Source organism: Segatella copri, assembly GCF_019127135.1.
Taxonomy (GTDB): Bacteria; Bacteroidota; Bacteroidia; order Bacteroidales; family Bacteroidaceae; genus Prevotella.
Map to the genome: position 1 here is coordinate 1 of NZ_JAHOEA010000061.1, position 18,589 is coordinate 18,589.

Annotated in this window: 15 protein-coding genes and 1 pseudogene; 5 read left to right on the plus strand and 11 right to left on the minus strand. The window is 45.4% G+C overall.

The annotated features are described in order from the left end of the window. Positions 1-80: 80 nt before the first annotated feature. A complete protein-coding gene (locus KSW37_RS12980; RefSeq protein WP_217314794.1) occupies positions 81-1,286 on the minus strand; it encodes an ATP-binding protein in 1,206 nt (401 codons plus the stop codon). 202 nt (positions 1,287-1,488) lie between these two features. Here KSW37_RS12980 and KSW37_RS12985 point away from each other — a divergent pair, with 202 nt between their 5' ends. Further along, the gene (locus tag KSW37_RS12985; RefSeq protein ID WP_217314795.1) at positions 1,489-2,283 is read left to right on the plus strand and encodes an EFR1 family ferrodoxin; all 795 of its coding nucleotides are present in this window, start codon (positions 1,489-1,491) and stop codon (positions 2,281-2,283) included. Between the two features lie 134 nt (positions 2,284-2,417). On the opposite strand, the gene KSW37_RS12990 is transcribed toward KSW37_RS12985, so the two are convergent. The 4 genes from KSW37_RS12990 to alaS form a co-directional block, all read right to left on the minus strand. Continuing rightward, entirely contained in the window at positions 2,418-3,188 is a 771-nt protein-coding gene (locus KSW37_RS12990; RefSeq protein ID WP_022121416.1) for a hypothetical protein, read from the minus strand. Positions 3,189-3,243: 55 nt separating this feature from the next. Further along, positions 3,244-3,768, minus strand: coding sequence for a gamma carbonic anhydrase family protein (locus KSW37_RS12995; protein ID WP_022121417.1), 525 nt, complete (start codon positions 3,766-3,768; stop codon positions 3,244-3,246). Positions 3,769-3,829: 61 nt separating this feature from the next. Beyond that, on the minus strand, positions 3,830-4,954 hold the full coding sequence (locus KSW37_RS13000; protein WP_217314796.1) for an AAA family ATPase: 1,125 nt from the start codon (positions 4,952-4,954) through the stop codon (positions 3,830-3,832). 335 nt (positions 4,955-5,289) lie between these two features. Beyond that, positions 5,290-7,953, minus strand: a complete 2,664-nt coding sequence (gene alaS, locus KSW37_RS13005; protein WP_217314797.1) for an alanine--tRNA ligase — start codon at positions 7,951-7,953, stop codon at positions 5,290-5,292. Positions 7,954-8,130: 177 nt separating this feature from the next. On the opposite strand from alaS, the gene KSW37_RS13010 reads away from it, so the two are divergent. Beyond that, complete coding sequence (locus KSW37_RS13010; protein WP_022121419.1) at positions 8,131-8,478, plus strand: MerR family transcriptional regulator; 348 nt, start codon at positions 8,131-8,133, stop codon at positions 8,476-8,478. Between the two features lie 48 nt (positions 8,479-8,526). Here KSW37_RS13010 and KSW37_RS13015 read toward each other — a convergent pair whose 3' ends face one another. The 6 genes from KSW37_RS13015 to KSW37_RS13040 all read right to left on the minus strand — a co-directional run bounded on the left by KSW37_RS13015 (position 8,527) and on the right by KSW37_RS13040 (position 15,940). Further along, positions 8,527-9,516, minus strand: a complete 990-nt coding sequence (locus tag KSW37_RS13015) for a pectinesterase family protein (RefSeq protein WP_217314798.1) — start codon at positions 9,514-9,516, stop codon at positions 8,527-8,529. 137 nt (positions 9,517-9,653) lie between these two features. Continuing rightward, a complete protein-coding gene (locus KSW37_RS13020; protein ID WP_217314799.1) occupies positions 9,654-11,939 on the minus strand; it encodes a RelA/SpoT family protein in 2,286 nt (761 codons plus the stop codon). A gap of 62 nt (positions 11,940-12,001) precedes the next feature. Beyond that, positions 12,002-13,372, minus strand: a complete 1,371-nt coding sequence (locus KSW37_RS13025; protein WP_217314800.1) for a lytic transglycosylase domain-containing protein — start codon at positions 13,370-13,372, stop codon at positions 12,002-12,004. A gap of 84 nt (positions 13,373-13,456) precedes the next feature. Beyond that, a complete protein-coding gene (locus KSW37_RS13030) occupies positions 13,457-14,143 on the minus strand; it encodes a DUF5683 domain-containing protein (RefSeq protein ID WP_217314805.1) in 687 nt (228 codons plus the stop codon). Between the two features lie 57 nt (positions 14,144-14,200). Continuing rightward, positions 14,201-15,112: a ParB/RepB/Spo0J family partition protein gene (locus KSW37_RS13035; protein WP_217314801.1), complete on the minus strand. Its 912-nt coding sequence runs from the start codon at positions 15,110-15,112 to the stop codon at positions 14,201-14,203. 63 nt (positions 15,113-15,175) lie between these two features. Further along, positions 15,176-15,940 carry a ParA family protein gene (locus KSW37_RS13040; protein WP_117586026.1) on the minus strand — a complete coding sequence of 255 codons (765 nt, stop codon included), beginning with the start codon at positions 15,938-15,940 and terminating at the stop codon, positions 15,176-15,178. A gap of 100 nt (positions 15,941-16,040) precedes the next feature. On the opposite strand from KSW37_RS13040, the gene surE reads away from it, so the two are divergent. From surE to KSW37_RS13055, 3 genes and pseudogenes are all read left to right on the plus strand, one after another. Continuing rightward, positions 16,041-16,805 carry a 5'/3'-nucleotidase SurE gene (gene surE, locus KSW37_RS13045; protein WP_217314802.1) on the plus strand — a complete coding sequence of 255 codons (765 nt, stop codon included), beginning with the start codon at positions 16,041-16,043 and terminating at the stop codon, positions 16,803-16,805. Beyond that, positions 16,802-17,941 (plus strand): annotated as a pseudogene (gene lpxB / locus KSW37_RS13050) (lipid-A-disaccharide synthase); the annotation flags it as partial. The gene surE and the pseudogene lpxB, both read left to right, overlap by 4 nt. Positions 17,942-18,414: 473 nt before the next feature. After that, positions 18,415-18,555, plus strand: coding sequence for a hypothetical protein (locus tag KSW37_RS13055; RefSeq protein WP_217314804.1), 141 nt, complete (start codon positions 18,415-18,417; stop codon positions 18,553-18,555). Positions 18,556-18,589 lie beyond the last annotated feature (34 nt).

Genomic DNA, 18,589 nt, shown 5'->3' on the forward strand with positions numbered 1-18,589 from the left:
AAAACTGTGTTAAACTACTTTTATTGTAGCTTGACACAGTTTAGTTTACACTCTCGCCCAATCTGAGAAATTCCTGTTATTTATATTCCTTCAGTCAGGAACTTGCGAAGATGCAGGTGTGTGATTCCGTCATTATCATTTTTGGTGAGCAGAGGGGTCATGGAGATAACGTACTTCGGATAGTTGTCCTTGATGGCACGGAGATTGCCAAACTCCCGTTCTCTGGTTGCATCGTCGGCTATGATATAGGAAGCTTGCACGTAGATGCGTTCGCCGCCTGGCTTGGTACAAACAAAGTCGATTTCTCCAGCTTGCAGTTGTCCTACATAAACTTGATAGCCCAAGCGTATGAGGTTCTGATAGATGATATTCTCTATCACTTTCTCAATGTCTCCTTCACGTGTTCCCCCGGCAATGGCATTTCTAATGCCGTTGTCTTCAAAATAAAACTTATCGTTGGTTTCAAAGATACGTTTGCCGTGGATGTCATAGCGGTTCACCTTGTGCAGAATATAGGCTTCACAAAGGAAGGATATGTAATTGGTGATAGCTGCCGAAGCAATGGATTCTCCTTGAGATTTCATATATTTGGAGATGCTGTTGGCTGAGATGAGTTTACCTGTATTATCAGCAAGGAAACGCACCAGGTTCTCTAAGAATGGCACGTTTCTTATCTGGTTGCGCATGATGACATCCTTAAGCAAAACAGTATGGTAAATATCCATCTGGTATTCACGTGCATCATCCTCTTCAAGACCTATCTTTGCCAGACCAGGCAGGCCACCATACTGAATGTACAGAGCAAGTACTTCGTCATTATCTGATAGTTGATGAAATTCCAGAAACTCGTTATAGCTCAGCGATTGGATATAGATTTCCTTATATCTGCCACCGATGAGTGTGCTCAGTTCATTGCTCAGCATGCGGGCATTGCTACCTGTGATGATAATGTCGGTGTTGGGTTCTGTGCGATAACTTCGGATGGATCGTTCAAATTCCTTGATGTCTTGTATCTCATCGATAAGGATATAGTTATGTTTATCGGACTGAAAGTGCTCTCTGATATAGTCGTTGAGATCCTGATAGGTCTGAATGCAGTCAAACTCTCTTTTCTCCTTATCTATAAAGATGATATTGTTGCAGTCATCTGCCTTCTTGCGGTCACGAATCATTTTCATCATGCAGCTTTTACCTACACGACGTTGACCTACTAATACGATGATAGTCTCCTTACCAAGATACCTTTCTATCTTGTCGATATATGATTGACGAATAATAGTTGCCATATTTTTATCACTTATAAATGAAATTTTCTGCAAATATACGAAAAGTTTCACTTATAAGTGATAAAACTTATCTATTTTTAGTTTTTATAACTTATAGATGGTTTCGTTTCAATGATATTATCACCAAGGCAACAAAAATATTGAAATCATGCGTATGTTTTGCATAAAAATAGTATCTTTGCATTCAATAAACAATGACATTATGAATATTAAGAACATCCATTTGGCCTATTATAGTGCCACTTTTTCAACAAAGCGCATCGTTCGCGAGATTGCATCCCAGTTTGAGAAACCTGTTAAGGAGTATGACATCACTTCAGAAGTACTGAAGGATGATATTTCGCTCGGTAGTGATGGTGACCTGCTGATTGTGGGTGTGCCATCTTATGCCGGTAGAGTTCCGGAAATGGCAGCTCAATCTTTGAAGCGCTTTCTTGGGAACAATACCCCAGTCATTATTGTGTGTGTTTATGGCAACAGGGCATACGATGACACGCTTATAGAAATGAAGGATATAGTGGAAGCACACGGCTTCAAGCTGGTATCTGCTGCAGCCGTCGTAGCCCAGCACTCTATATTTCCAAGAGTAGCAGAAGGGAGACCTGATGCGGAAGATATAGAAAAACTCCATAGCTTTGCTGCAAAGAGCTGTGACATTCTATCCCGGATTTCAAAGATGTTTGCCGTCAGTCGACTGATGGTGAATGGCAATCGTCCTTATCGTGATACTAAACCAATTCCCTTGCATCCCGAAGGAAGTAAGGAGAAATGTACATCCTGTCATGCTTGCGTAAAGATGTGCCCTGCAGATGCCATCGACATGGATAAGCCTTACAAGACCGATGAAAAGAAATGTATCTCTTGTGGACGATGCATCGTGGTTTGTCCTGAGCATGCCCGCCACTTCGGAGGCTTGTTGTACAAGGCTGTCAGCTGGAAATTCGAGAAGGCCTATGCTGAACCCAAGCAGCCTGAGTTTTTCTATGTAAAAAGTTGAAAGAATAGATACTGAGATAATAAAACTCGGTTTCTTACCACAAATAATAGGATAAAAAACAAAAGAAAAAGGGTTGCATTCCTCGGAAATATGGATTGTAACCCTTTTTGCGATTACATTCATGGCAAAGCTTTTTATTTCAAACCATTAGCGTTCTTGTAATTTTCTACGTCTGCTTGATTACTAAAATGTAAACCATTGTAGTATATTCCATTATCTTTTCTTCCATTTTTGGATAAATGATTGATAATATAAAGAGCTCCAAGAATTTCAAACGCAGATCTCTTCTGCTCTGGATGGCGTTGCAAGTAGTATGCCTTTTGTGCAGCCTTGTAGTTGAAAACTTCATATTCACGATGGAAACCACTTTTCACAATATCTGTTGGTAGGTTACCTTTTACCATTTTATATTTTGGTGCGAAATATGTCCAAAGTCCTTCGTTTGATTGGTAATTTTTAATACCAAGTTGCACCAAAGCTTTATCTACATATTCCTCTCTACGATAGACTCCTGAAACTTTTTTCTTATCCAATGCATAGGATAAAAGTGTATCTACTGTATTTTTATCAATTACAGTAAAATAGAAATTGCGCTCTTCGTATTTCGGATTGTATTTTAAATAAAACAACGAATCGTTATCTGGGAATTTCTTTACCACCACATCATGGTATCTTATACCACGTATTTTGTAACCTTTTGAAGGAAATTGTTGGGCCTGATTATATGTATTATGTCCTCTAAGTAAATCAAACATATCGTAATCAGGATGGCTGACAATAGTTTGTACTGTTTGGCAGCCAGTAAAGAGTATACTTGCGTATATGATACTTATATACAGTATTTTATTCTTTGGCTTAAACTTAGAACAACCTTTGATGAATTGATGCATTTTATTCTGTATCATTGTATATTATTAATATAAAGTTTATACTATATTTTTTATTAGTAAAGATTATTTTTTATATATTATGAATCTGTTCATCCTTAAGATACCAGTCTTTGATGTAGCCGGAATAATGCTTGGCAAATTCTTCGGCTTGGCCGGGAGCGCAAGCTTTCACCTTCTTGGCAGGAATTCCCGCCCAAATCTCATGTGCAGGAACCTTGGTGCCATGGGTAACTACAGCACCTGCTGCAATGATAGCTCCTTCACCGATATCAGCCTTGTCAAGCACGGTGGCATTCATTCCGATGAGTGCGCCTTTTCTAACGGTAGCTCCATGAACGATGGCACCATGTCCCACAGATACATCATCCTCCAGGATGCAAGGCATCGTACCGGTTTGATGGATGCATGCACAATCCTGTACATTCACTCTGTTTCCACATCTGATGGCATCCACGTCAGAGCGCAATACCGCACTATACCAGATGCTGCAGTCATCACCAAGAATACAGTCGCCGGTCAGTACGGCATTCTCAGCGATAAAACAATTCTTTCCCCATTGAGGAGTCTTTCCCTCTACTGTCTTTATAATAGCCATATTGAATATATATATTTAATTTTGGGTGCAAAGGTAACAAAAATATTGAAATCACCTTATACTATTTCAGATACTTCTTCAGCCACAAATCGAAGAACTTGTCATATACCACGTAGGCATCATCCTGCTGGGTGATGAAATCCTTCTCCAGCAATCCCTTCAGGGCGGAATTTACAGAGCTTGGCGACGGGAGATGATATTTCTTTGCGAAGGCTCCGCTCTTTACGCTTCTGGCTTCGCCCTCTGCAGAGATGGCGATGAAGACATTGCGCTGCTTTTCCGGCATCTGGCGCAGAAGGGTCTCGTAGGTGTCTGATGCCATGTTGAGATTGTAGTTGATGGCATCATCTACCATATCCAGAGTGCAGGTACCCTGTTCGGGAGTCTTGAGGAAGAGAACATTCATTACTCGCTGGATGTATGAAGTGACACCACCGAAACGGGCGAAGAGTTCTCCGATAATGGCAGTATCTAGATGCTTGTTGCGCTCCTCGAACTTGGCTGTGGCAAACTCCTTGTATTTCTCCACATCCAGAGGCTTCAGGTTCATCAGCGTCACGCTCTGATAGAATGGGCGGGCAGGAGATGTGAACATTTCTGCCATCAGATGGCGGTGAGAACCCGAGAAGATGAAGTGGGCATTGGTGCAATGCTGAATGTAGGTACGGAGTAAAGCTTCTATGCGGTTGTCGGCATAGTTGGTGATTTGCTGAAACTCGTCGATGGCAACAAGACATGGCTTGTCGGCTTGGTTGAGATAAGAGAATATCTCATCAAGCGTAATTTCGGGATTTACTATGTTGCCGATGCCTATTCCCCAAACTGGAGCCCCGTTGATATCGAAAGAGATTTCTGAACGGAGAGAAGAGAGTGCTATCAGGAATTTCTCCCAAGCGCTTCTGCCTTTAGGGCGAAGTTCATCAATAATGGCTTTGCCGAACATATTGACCAGATCGCTGACGGAATTGGTTGAATAGATGTCTATGATAAAAGTATAATAATCTTTTTGGATGACTGGCTGGGCAAAGCAATGGTGAATCAGCTCTGTCTTTCCGATGCGTCGAGGGGAAATCAGAGCCATGTTATTCTCATTGGTCAGCATCTCTGTGATATGCTGGGTTTCTTCTATACGGTCGCAGAAGTATTCCGGACCGGCGTAACCATTTGTTACAAAAGGATTCTTCATTACCATATTTATACCTTATTATATATTTTACGGCTGCAAAGATAATGCAAACGAGCGCAATGTAAGCTTGCTTACAAATTGCCGAGTGCAGCTTATCTTCTGCAAAGATACAACTTTTATTCCGATTATCATAAAGTGATTATCATAAAATGATAATAAAATAAGGAATTTTATCATTTGATGATTATCATAAATTGATAATTATGACTTGGAGACTCCTCTAATGTCAATAGAAAAAGGGTTGCAATCCTCGAAAAGATGGATTGCAACCCTTTATACCTTATTATATATAAGAGTTAAGATAACTCTATCATATATTCAAATGTGGAAGCTTATTACAGCTGAGCCAACTCTACAACCTTATCTACTGCAGCGCTCAAGCCGTCCTTGTTCTTACCGCCAGCCTGAGCATAGTGAGGCTGGCCGCCACCGCCGCCCTGAATCAACTTGGCAGCTTCGCGAATCATCTTACCAGCGTTCAAACCGTGATCCTTTACCATATCATCGCTGAACATCACGCTGAGCATAGGCTTGTCGTTATAAACAGAACCTACCACGCAAATCATGTTCTCTGGCAAAGCCTCGCGAACCTTGAATACCAAATCTTTGGCAGCTGCTGGCTCCATTGGTAATACGGCTGTAACAACCTTCACACCATTGATTTCTTTTGCATTCTCTACAAGCTTATCCTTGGCACGCTCTACAGCCTGAGCCTGGAACTTCTCAACATCCTTCTTCAAGGCATCGTGCTCGTCGATGTACTTTCTGATGACACCTTCGAGATCCTTGGCATTGTTGAACAAGCCCTTCAAGGCTACGATGGTATCCTGCAAGCCGTAGATAGCCTCCTCGCAAGCCTTGCCAGTCAAAGCCTCGATACGACGGATGCCGGCAGCTACGCTGCTCTCAGAGATAATCTTGAAGAAACCAATCTTACCAGTGCTCTTGGCGTGAATACCACCACAGAACTCGGCAGATGGACCGAAGCGAACTACACGAACCTTGTCGCCATACTTCTCGCCGAAGAGGGCGATAGCGCCAAGTTCCTTAGCCTCCTCGATAGGAGTATCGCGGTGCTCATCCAATGGATAGTCGGCACGGATCATCTCGTTTACCATGTGCTCTACCTTGCGGAGCTCCTCATCAGTTACCTTCTGGAAGTGAGAGAAGTCGAAACGCAAGGTGTCCTTATCTACATAAGAACCCTTCTGCTCTACGTGGTCGCCCAAAACTTGCTTCAGGCAGTAGTCGAGCAAGTGGGTAGCTGTATGGTTGGCTGCACTTCCCTCGCGGTTCTCGATATCTACGCAAGCCATGAAATCTGCGTTTACATCCTTTGGCAACTCCTTTACGATGTGGATGCTCTGGTTGTTCTCGCGCTTGGTGTCGATAACCTGGATGGTCTCATCCTCGCTAACGAGTACACCCTTGTCGCCAACCTGTCCACCCATCTCACCATAGAATGGAGTGTTGTCGAGTACCAACTCATAGAAAGAGTTCTTCTTCTGAGTCACCTTGCGGTAGCGCAGGATGTGGCACTCATATTCTGTATAGTCGTAACCCACGAAGTTCTGGTCGCCTTCCTTCAAGACTTCCCAGTCGCCGTTCTCTACAGCAGCAGCATTGCGGGCACGTTCCTTCTGCTTCTTCATCTCCTCGTCGAAGCCTGCAGCATCTACGGTGTAACCATTCTCACGGCAGATGAGCTCTGTCAGGTCGAGAGGGAAACCGTATGTATCGAAGAGGCGGAATGCGCTTACGCCATCAAGCTGAGTCTCGCCATGAGCCTTGAGCTCGTCCATATCGCCATTGAGGAGGTTGATACCCTTCTCCAAGGTGCGGAGGAATGAATCCTCTTCCTCTTTCATCACGCGGGTGATGAGGTCCTGCTGAGCTGGCAACTCTGGGAAGGCTGCACCCATCTGCTCTACCAATACATTGACGAGCTTGTACATGAATGCCTGCTTCTGACCGAGGAATGTGTAAGCGTAACGTACGGCACGGCGCAAAATGCGTCGGATTACGTAACCTGCCTTGGCGTTGCTTGGCAACTGACCATCGGCGATAGAGAAGGCTACGGCACGGAGGTGGTCGGCGCAGACACGCATAGCGATATCAATCTTCTCCTGCTCATCCTTGCCCTCGCCATTCTCACCAGTAGGAGTAGTGAAGCCATACTTCTTGCCAGAGATAGCCTCGATTTCCTTGATGATTGGCTGGAAGATATCAGTATCATAGTTAGAGTGCTTGTCCTGCAACATGCGAACCAAGCGCTCGAAGCCCATACCTGTATCGATAACGTGCATTGGGAGAGGTTCGAGAGAACCGTCAGCCTTGCGGTTGTACTGCATGAACACGATGTTCCAGATTTCGATGACCTGAGGGTTATCCTTGTTTACCAACTCACGGCCTGGCACCTGAGCCTTCTCCTCTGGAGTACGAGAATCCACGTGAATCTCTGAGCAAGGACCGCAAGGACCTGTATCGCCCATCTCCCAGAAGTTGTCGTGCTTGTTACCGTTGATGATGTGGTCGGCTGGCACGTGCTTAGCCCAGTAACCTGCAGCCTCGTTGTCGCGTTCCAGACCTTCCTCCTTGCTACCCTCGAATACGGTAACGTAGAGGTCGGCAGGGTTGAGTTTCAACACTCCGGTCAGGTATTCCCAAGCCATATCGATGGCGCCTTCCTTAAAGTAGTCGCCGAAGCTCCAGTTACCGAGCATCTCGAACATGGTGTGGTGGTAAGTATCGTGACCCACCTCTTCGAGGTCGTTGTGCTTACCGCTTACACGGAGACATTTCTGAGTATCAACACGACGAACATCCTTGCCTGGGTCTTTTGTACCGAGGATGATGTCTTTCCACTGGTTCATACCAGCGTTTGTAAACATCAGCGTTGGGTCATCCTTGATAACCATAGGTGCTGATGGAACAATCTTGTGGCCTTTACCTTCGAAGAATTTCTTGAAGGATTCGCGCACTTCATTAGCTGTCATCATATCTTTTTTATATTTATCTTTAATTTCTTTTTCCTGTTTTGAAGAGGGGATTGAGAGTCCTCTCAGAAAATATTTTTGCCCTTTAGGGCATTTTCTTCCGAAAATCTTTGCAAAGATAAGAAGAATTGTTTAATTTTGCAACTAAATTAATTATTTTTGAAATTAAAGACGGAAAAAATGGCAATAATTCCAGATAAAACAACGAAATTGTACTATTCTATCAAGGAAGTAGGTGAAATGTTTGGTCTAAACGACTCTACGTTGAGATATTGGGAAAAGGAGTTTCCTTTTCTCAAACCGAAGGTTGCTGGCAATAAAGTGCGCCAGTATACCGATAAGGATATTGAGCAGGTAAGGCTCATCTACAACCTTATCAAGGTGAAGGGATTGAAGATTGCGGCTGCCCGTAAGTATCTGAACCAAAACAGAACGGGTGCCGAGAAATCTTCTGAAGTTCTCGACACCCTTATTTCTGTAAGAGACCAGCTCAAAGAACTCAAAAAGCAGCTCGATGGACTGGTGTAGTACTTTGAACTTTGAATATTGAACTTTGAACTTTATGATTAGCTAGGGTTACCACGCTTCTTCGCCGAAGACATTCTTGATGGTAACTTTAGCAGCTTCTTTCTTGGTGAGCTGGCGGCTCCAGGCTACGCGGCCCTTGGTTGCTGCACCTGCACCATGGTTGTTATATTCGCTGTAGCGGGCTGTCTGTTCGTTGCTCTGCTTGCCCCAGTTGTGCCATCCTTCTGGACGGATGTGGCTGCCCATTTCGCAATTCATGAAGAGGGTAGCTGCATAAGGACGCCATGGACGGCCCAGATAAACCTTGTCTACGCCTGGCTCGGCGGTAAGTTTGCACTTGTTGAATACATAGCCATATTCCTGACCGGCTGGGCTGGAGGCAGCTGTAATGTAGCTGTTGGCCTTGCTGCGAATCTCACAATTCTCAAACCATGCTCTTCCCGGACCAAAGATGAAATCGGTGGTTCCTTCGATGTAGCAATCGTAGAAGGCTGAACGGTTGTGGGCTATACCTGTATAAACGGTATCCTGATTGCCCAGCAGACGGCAGTTCTGAACCAGGATATGATCGCCTTCAAGATGCAGGGAGACAGCCTGACCCAGTTTGGCTGCATTGTTCTCGATGGTGATGTTTTTCAGGGTGATGTAACTGCCCTGTACCTTCAGGGTATAAGTGCGGAATGTGCCCATCGGTTTGCCCTTTACTGCAGCTTCTGAATCGAGTCCACCTACAGGCATCTTGATGTTGGCATGATCGTCCCATGTGATGATGGTGTTATCACGGTCTTCACCACAGATGGTGATGTTGGTGAGCCATGAAGGGAGGATGAGTTTCTCCTTGTATACGCCTTTCTTAACGTAGATTACCTTGCTGTAATCCATGAAAGCGCGACATACTTCGATGGCTTCGTCGATGGTGCGGAATTCGCCGGTACCATCACGTGATACTACAATCGTGTCGGGGTTGTCATACTTGTTGGCTGCTGCCAGAGGCAACAGGGTCAACATCATTAAAAATGATAAGAATAATTTTTTCATATTGTTTTTAAGTTTGTTGTTTTGAATCGATTTCTATAAAGATGTTGAAATCTGTATGATTTCATAGAGAATCGCCAGATTTTAAATCCGACGATTCTCTATTATTTATCTTTTCTTTATTATCATAAACTCCTAACTTATAGGATTCTCTGTACTTCCTGCAGATTATCAATATTTCGGAGTTGGTTCATAATGGTCTTAACTTCTTCGCGGTCGTGAACACGGAGTTCGATGGTACCGTCGAAGATGCCGTTATCACTACTGATTGTTATCTTGTGGATATTGATGCCTAACTGGTCACTAATCACCTTACTAACATCCAGCAGCATGCCCTTGCGGTCGATACCCTTGATTTCGATGGTAGCATCGAAGAGTATCTGCTTGTGCATATCCCATTTGGCATCTACGATACGGTTGCCGAAACTGGACTTCAGTTTGGCTGCTATGCTGCAAGAGCGCTTATGTATTTCGATGCGGTTCTTGTTGTCGATAAAGCCCATAACGTCATCGCCAGGAATCGCATGGCAGCAGCTAGGGAAGATAAACTGGTTGATGTTCTCCTCGGTTAGGATGAGTGGCTTCTTCTTGTTGAAGTCCTTACCTACCACGAAAAGATCCTGAGGTTTCACGATGCCTTTTTCTGGAGCCTTCTCCTTACTCTTGCCCAGGAATGGGATATAATTGCGCCAGCTGCTGGTCTGCTGTTTTTTAGGCTTGCCCTGCAACTCATCGAAATCTTTATCGCCTAGGATAATCTGATGGTCTCCCAATGACTGGAAGAGGGTTTCAGGCTTCTGGATATTATGAAAATCGCATAGGCGGTCTACCACCGATGCACTCATCTCGATGCTGTTCTTCTTGAGCCATTCGGTGAGTATGTTTTCTCCTTTCTTCTGAACCTCTCGTGAATCGCGGCGCAGGATGGCAAGAATCTTGCTCTTTGCCTTGGCCGAACTGACGAAGTTGACCCATTCTTCCTGTACATGCTGGCTTTTGGAAGTAAGAATCTCAACCTGGTCGCCACTTTGCAGCTTATGGCTCAGCGGAACCAGCTTATGGTTTACCTTGGCTCCAATGCAGTGGCTGCCCAGGAAGGTATGAATCTGGAAGGCGAAGTCGAGGGCAGTACAGCCTGCCGGCATCGTTTTGATTTCTCCCTTTGGAGTGAAGACGAAGATTTCTGAAGCATAGAGGTTCAGCTTGATGGCATCGAGGAAGTCCATGGCATCCGGTTGCGGATCGTCCAGAATCTCCTTGATGGTGCTGAGCCAGTCGTTCAGTTCGTTCTCATCTTCTGTATATTCACCTTCGTTTCCTTCTTTGTATTTCCAGTGGGCAGCAAATCCCTTTTCTGCTACCTCGTCCATACGGTCGGAACGGATCTGCACTTCTATCCATCTTCCCTGCTTACTCATCAGGGTAACGTGGAGTGCCTGATAACCATTTGCTTTCGGATGGTTCAACCAGTCGCGCAGACGGTCAGGATGGCTCTTGTAGATTTTGCTGATGGCTACGTAGATATTGAAACATTCGTTTACTTCATTTGCTCTTACCTTTGGCGTAAAGATAATGCGCACAGCAAGAATGTCGTAAATCTCATCGAAGGTAACGTGCTTATTTTGCATCTTATTCCAAATAGAATAAGGGCTCTTCACACGTGCTTTAATCTTGTATTCTACACCTAACTTGTCGAGTTCTTCGCGGATAGGTGCAGTAAAACTCTCGAAAAGTGTATCGCGCTGCGATTCTGTATCGACAAGCTTATGCTCAATATTGGCATACTCCTGTGGATGGTCGTAGCGGAAGCTGAGGTCTTCGAGTTCGGTCTTGATTTTGTTCAAGCCCAATCGGTTGGCGAGAGGTGCATAAATATACAAGGTTTCGCCCGCAATCTTGTATTGTTTGTTGGCCGGTTGCGATTCCAGCGTGCGCATGTTGTGCAGGCGGTCGCAAATCTTGATAAGGATAACACGGATGTCATCGCTCATAGTGAGCAACAGTTTTTTGAAGTTTTCTGCCTGTGCTGATGCCTTATCGCCGAAGATTCCACCACTGATTTTGGTGAGTCCATCAACGATTTGTGCCACCTTGGCTCCAAAGATGTTTGAGATATCTTCTACGGTGTAGTCGGTATCTTCTACCACATCATGAAGCAGTGCGGCACAGATGCTCGTTGAGCCGAGCCCCATCTCCTCGCAGGCTATCTGAGCCACGGCGATAGGGTGCATGATATATGGTTCGCCCGAGAGGCGGCGCACACCTTTGTGCGCCTGTCGGGCGAAGTTGAATGCCTTGGTCACTATATCTACCTTCTTGCGGTGTCGTGAACTCAGGTAGGTGTCAAGCAGGTGTTGAAAGGCATCGCCAATCAACTGGTTATCAGCCTGCTCTCTTTCGAGATCTTTCAAGTTTTGGTCATCCATAGTGGGTCCCTCCAATAAATAATGTTCTTAATTAGACTAAAACTACAGCGGACGTAGTTCTTTTATTTCACTTTGATTTTCTTTCCGGCACGGATACTGTTACCCTTGATGCCGTTCAGTTTGCGCAACTTTTTGACGGTTGTTCCGTTGCGTGCTGCTATTTCAGAAAGGGTATCACCATTCTTGATGGTTACACTCTTGTTGCCTTTTTTCCTGTTTCTGTCTCGCTTGCTGCTCTTCTTGCTGTTCTTCTTGCTGCGTGAAGAAGCGCTGTGACGACTGTAGCTGCTTCGTGGGCGGCTATAGTTATGCTGTGCATCGTTGACATCTACGGTAGCGCGCTTCAGGAAGAGTTCATCAGCTCTGTAAGCACAGATGCTGTCCTGCTGGTCGATGAAACTACCGATAAGGGTAGATGGAAGACGCAATGCCATCGGATGGTTCAAACCGTTGATGATATCATGACGATATTGTGGATTCAGATTGCGGAGGTGCTCGATGTCGATGTTCAGCACTTTGGAAATCTGCTCCAGGTGGATGTCTTTTGATACTACGATAGTGTCTGTCTTTACTGGCAGTTCGCTTACCATAGGGCAGATGTTATGATCGCAGTAGTAGTTCATGATGTAGTTGGCAGCGATGAAAGCTGGTACATATCCACGTGTTTCCTTTGGCAGATATGGATAGATGTTCCAGTAGTCGGCGTTGCCTTTTGCACGATGGATGGCCTTGTTGACATTGGTTGGACCGCAGTTGTAAGCTGCAATCACGAGGCTCCAATCGTCGAATATCTTGTACAGGTCGCTCAGATAGTGAGCGGCTGCATAGGATGCTTTTACCGGGTCGCGGCGTTCATCGATGAGTGAGTTTACTTCCAGTCCATATCGCTTGCCGGTAGGCAGCATAAACTGCCATAAACCTGTGGCACCAACGCGTGATACAGCTTTAGGGTTAAGTGCCGATTCGATAACTGGCAGATATTTCAGTTCCAGTGGCAGGTTGTAAGCCTCTAATGCCTCTTCGAAAATAGGCATGTAGAAGTTACTTGCTCCCAACATAAAACTTACCGAACGGCGTAGTTTGCCGCTGTAACGGTCTATGAATTTCTGTACTACCTCATTGTATGGCATTTCGATGATGGTAGGCATTCTCTTCAGACGGTCGATATACACTTCCTTCTCGAAGACAGGGTTTACATCGCGGTATTTGCATGTTGTATCTGCCATCATGTAAGTCTGTGCATTGTAAAGGTGGAGCAGGCTGTCGAGGTTATCTTCCAATCCCTCTGGTACTTCGATTTCCTCCTGCTTTCCGTCTTTGTCGGTAACGGTGATGATATCATCGCTATCTGTTTCTTCTGTAACGTCGGTTTGGGCATGAATGCCTTGTAAGCTGAACAGCATCGCTGCTGCCATGACTAGTATTTTCTTCATATTGATGTTTTATCTCGTCTATGTTTCTAATTTCTATTTTGCGTTATAATATATATAAATAGGTGTATTCTGACTCCTCACGCATTAAAATGTGAGTGAGCAACTTACGCCGAGGCTTCCAGACCGCAACGGATTGGCAGTCTTGTTGCCGTTATTCAGCATGGTAGGCTCTATTCTGAGCGAGAGATCATCGGAGATGTCAAATTCCGAGAGCGATGCATCTACGTAAGCATCAATCACAGAAAAGGCATAGATGCCTATCATGACGAAGGTTCCCAAGTCTCTCCAACGGCGATATTTATCTTTTCGCTTGCGGAAGATTTCCTTATAGCGTTCTATGTTCGATTCGTTGATCTGGGCACCCAAGTGCAGAAATTGATTGTAGCTTTGGGTGTTTGGGTCATCGTCCATAATATCCATGTAGGCTTGCGAATAGTCGTGATACATCTGGTTGTTCCAGGTGATGGCGTATGTACAGCCTACGAAACCGCCATAGATGAAAGGCAGTTTCCAATATTTGCGATTGTATATCTGTCCGGCACCAGGCAATACCAGTGCTAACCACATGGCGCGCTTGGTGTCTGGTCGCCAGGTAGCCCAGTTGCGCTTTTTGCGTACAGGCTTTACTGGTTGGTTGAGGCTTGCCAGTTTGCTGCTGTCTTGTGCGGTAAGCATCGAGTCGATGGCTATTTTTGCCGAGTCGGCTGATGCGATGGCTGGCACATCGGTCACTTGTTTTTTTTGTTTCGACTTCTGTGCCTGTGCGCCCATCGGTGTCAGGAGCAGCAGGGTTGCCAAACAGATTTGTGATATACTGAGTTTCACTTTTTATTCTTGCTTTAACTGATCGAAAACATTCATGATATGCTCCAGCTCCTCTTCGTTGGCGAATGGAATACTGATTTTTCCCTTACCCTTAGCAGAGCAGGTGAACTGCACTTTGGTATTGAGGAACTGTGACAGTCGGTTTTTGAGCTGTGTAAATTCCTCAGGCATCTGAGCCTTGGCCGTGATGGTTTTCTTACCGCTCTCGATATCTTCTCCGCTCTTGAGTCGCTGTACCATCTCTTCAACCTTTCTTACTGAGTAGCCGTTCTTCTGTATCTCCTTGAACAACTTGATTTGCAGCGAAGGTGAGTCGAGAGCCAGTAGGGCGCGGCAATGGCCCATGTCGATTTCTTTCTTCTGTAGCGCCATCTGTACCTGGGCAGGAAGCTTGAGCAGTCGCAGATAGTTGGCGATGGCTGCACGGCTCTTACCCACACGTTCTGAAATCTTCTCCTGTGTCATACCCTCGTTTTCCAGAAGGTGTTCGTAGGCGAGTGCTATTTCTATGGCGTTGAGGTCTTGGCGCTGGATATTCTCTACGAGCGCCATTTCCATTACGTTCTCATCGCTGATGGTGCGGATGTATGCAGGGATAGCTGTCAGTCCCGCAAGTTGTGAAGCGCGCCAGCGACGTTCACCGGCGATAATCTGGAATCTGTTTTCTGATACCTGTCTTAAAGTGATAGGCTGGATGATGCCTATGGCTTTGATGCTTTCGGCGAGCTCATACAGGGCTTCGTCGTCAAACTCCCGGCGTGGCTGATTGGGATTCGCCTCAATCTGGTCGAGAGGAATTTCATTGATGGTACTGCTGCCTTGGGTGCGCACTCCCTCGGTAGAGATGAGGGCATCGAGTCCGCGTCCTAAAGCGTTGCTCTTTGTACCGTTGTTGTATTTCTTGTGTACTGCCATTTTTTTACTTTGAACTTTTAATTTTGAACATTGAACTTTCTGAAAGGGCTCAATTTCCAAATCTTAACTATTCTTGTTGATAATCTCCTTTGCCAAGGCCAGATGGTTCTTGGCCCCATTGCTTTCTGCATCGTAAAGGATAACTGGGAGACCATGGCTCGGACTCTCGCTCAGCTTCACGTTGCGCTGGATTACGGTCTTGAACACCAATTCCTGGAAGTGGCGTTTCACCTCGTCGTATATCTGGTTGGCAAGGCGTAGACGACTATCATACATGGTGAGCAGGAAACCTTCTATCTCGAGTTTCGGATTCAGCTTGCTCTTGATGATCTTGATGGTATTGAGCAGTTTGCTGATACCTTCAAGAGCGAAATATTCACATTGAACTGGGATGATGACACTGTCGGCTGCTGTCAACGAATTGACGGTGATGAGGCCGAGCGAAGGCGAACAATCTATCAGGATATAGTCGTATTCGTCACGTATAGGCTGCAGCAATGTCTTAATCACCTTTTCGCGATTTTTGAGATTCAGCATCTCTATCTCGGCACCTACCAGGTCGATATGACTAGGAATGATGTCGAGTCCATCAATGTCGGTGGTGTAGATGGCGTCGCGCACGTCTGCATGGTCGATGATGCATTCGTAGAGCGAACAGTCTACCTCGCTGATGTCCACGCCCAATCCACTGGAAGCGTTTGCCTGTGGGTCGGCGTCCACGACGAGTACAGTTTTCTCTAGCGTGGCAAGCGATGCTGCCAAGTTGATGGTGGTAGTAGTCTTTCCTACACCGCCTTTTTGGTTAGCTAATGCGATGATTTTTCCCATTTTCTTAGTAAATTTTCGGCAAAGATACAAAAATATTGTGAGAAAGTCGCTATCTTTAAAGGTTTTTTCGTACTTTTGCACCAAAAAGAAAGATATTTTTATGGAAAATAAGAAACCGTTAGTATTAATTTCGAATGATGATGGCTATCATGCCAATGGAATCAAGACCCTGGTGAACTTTCTGAAAGACTGGTGCGACCTGCTGGTTGTTGCTCCGGAAAGTGCCCGCTCGGGATTCGCCTGTGCCTTCTCAGCTACTACTCCCTTGCGCTTGAAGCGTCGCCACAATATGGGAGATGATGTGGAGGTTTGGTCATGTAGCGGCACACCGGTAGACTGTGTGAAACTGGCTTTGGATCAGTTTCTTGCTGATTGCAAGCCCGATCTGATTATCGGCGGTATCAATCATGGTGACAATTCGAGCGTGAACAATCATTATTCGGGAACTATGGGTGTAGCTAAAGAGGGCTGTATGCAGCATGTTCCAAGCATAGCCTTCAGCAGTTGCAATTATGATGAGAATGCAGATCTCACTCCTTTGCGAGATGGGGTGCTTAAGATAGTTAAGATGGTGCTGGAGAAGGGATTGCCAGAATATACCTGTCTGAATGTCAACTTCCCGGCTTTGCCTCCGTTCAAGGGTTTCAAGGGTTGCCGGATGACTCATGGCTCCTGGATCAATGAGGTGGATCATCGTACGCATCCGCATGGATATGATTATTATTGGATGGTGGGTGAATATCGTAATGACGAACCGGAGGCAACGGATACCGACCAGTGGGCTGTGAATCATGGTTACATCGCTATTACCCCAACTAAGATTGATGTAACGGATTATGATTGGTTAAAGAATTTTGAATTATGAAGTATTACCTGATAGTAGGCGAGGCTAGTGGAGATTTGCATGCCAGCAGGTTGATGCGCTCGTTGAAAAAAATAGACGAGTTTGCTGAATTCCGTTTCTTCGGCGGTGATTTGATGGCTGCTGAAGGTGGCACTCGCGTCAAGCATTTTAAGGAGTTGGCTTATATGGGCTTTGTGCCTGTACTGCTACATTTGGGTACCATCTTTTCTAACATGAAGAGATGCAAGGAAGATATTGTGAAATGGAAGCCGGATGTAGTGATACTGGTAGATTATCCGGGATTTAATCTCAAGATAGCTAAGTTCTTGAAAAAGAACACCAATATCCCTGCCTATTATTATATTTCTCCTAAGATATGGGCATGGAAGGAGTGGCGGATCCGCAGCATTAAACGTGATATCGCTGAACTCTTCTCAATCTTGCCATTCGAGGTTCCGTTCTTCGAAAAGAAGCACCGTTATCCTATTCACTATGTAGGTAATCCTACGGCTCAGGAAGTAGGGGAGTTCAGGTCGGGATATCATCAGAGTTTTACGGAATTCTGTCAGGAGAATAATCTTGACACCTATCGTCCTGTTGTCGCTTTGCTGGCAGGAAGCCGTCTGCAGGAAATCAAAGACAATCTGCCTGCGATGATTGAGGTGGCTGAGCGTTTTGAAGATTATCAGATGGTGCTTGCCGGTGCTCCTTCGGTAGACGATGCTTACTATGAGAAGTTTATCAAAGGTACACCTGTCAAACTGGTGCGCAACAAGACTTATCCACTCTTGTCGCATGCTACGGCAGCTCTTGTTACCAGTGGTACTGCAACCTTAGAGACGGCTCTTTTCGATGTGCCTCAGGTGGTATGTTATGAAACGCCTGTACCTCATCTCATCCGTTTCGGTTTCAAGCATATCATCAAAGTGAAGTTTATCTCGCTGGTGAATCTTATCGCCAATAAGGAGATTGTGCCGGAGATGCTTGCCGACCGCTTTACGGTTGATGGTATTGCCAACGAACTTTATCAGATTCTTCCGGGAGAACCTGGCAGGGATAAGATGTTGGCAGAATATCAGGAAGTTCGAACTCAGTTAGGCGATAAGGTTGCGCCGGATGAGGCTGCGGGCATTATGTTTGATCTTCTGGTTAAGCGTAGGGAAATGCTTCTCCGTTTGGCTCGTGAGCGTGCTGAAGCTGAAGCCAAAGCAGCAGCTGAGGCTGCAGAACGTGCGCGACAGAAGGCGATAGCTGAAGCCGAGGCAGCTAAGAAACGCGCCGAAGAGGAAGCTTTGGCGGCGCAGAAACGGGCAGAAGAAGAGGCTGAACTGGCACGAATAAGGGCAGAAAAAGCCCGACTGGCGGCTGAAACTAAGGCACGTGAGGCTCAGCAGCGTGCAGCCCAGGCACAGTATGAGGCGCAGGAAGCCCAGAAGGGTGAACGCTTTGAAGAAGAACAGGAAAAAGGTGAAATGTTTTAATAAAAAGCAATCTCTTTCAGTTCTGTGGCGGATATCAATCTGCTGCAGAACTGCTGACTAAGGCAGATTTGTAATCTGCTACCTAGGAGTATTAGCTATCCTAAAAAACAAACCCAAAAATATATATTTAATTTAAAACCCTAAAAAAAATGAAAAAACTAATGACTCTCATTTGTGCCCTCTTTTGTATGGCACAAGTGTATGCAGCAAACCCTGTAAAGCAATGGGGACAGTTGCAGGTAAAAGGTGCGCAGCTTTGCGACCAGAGTGTGTGTCCTGAGACAGAATGAAGTCAGATATTGGCTATATTTGATAGATTTCTGT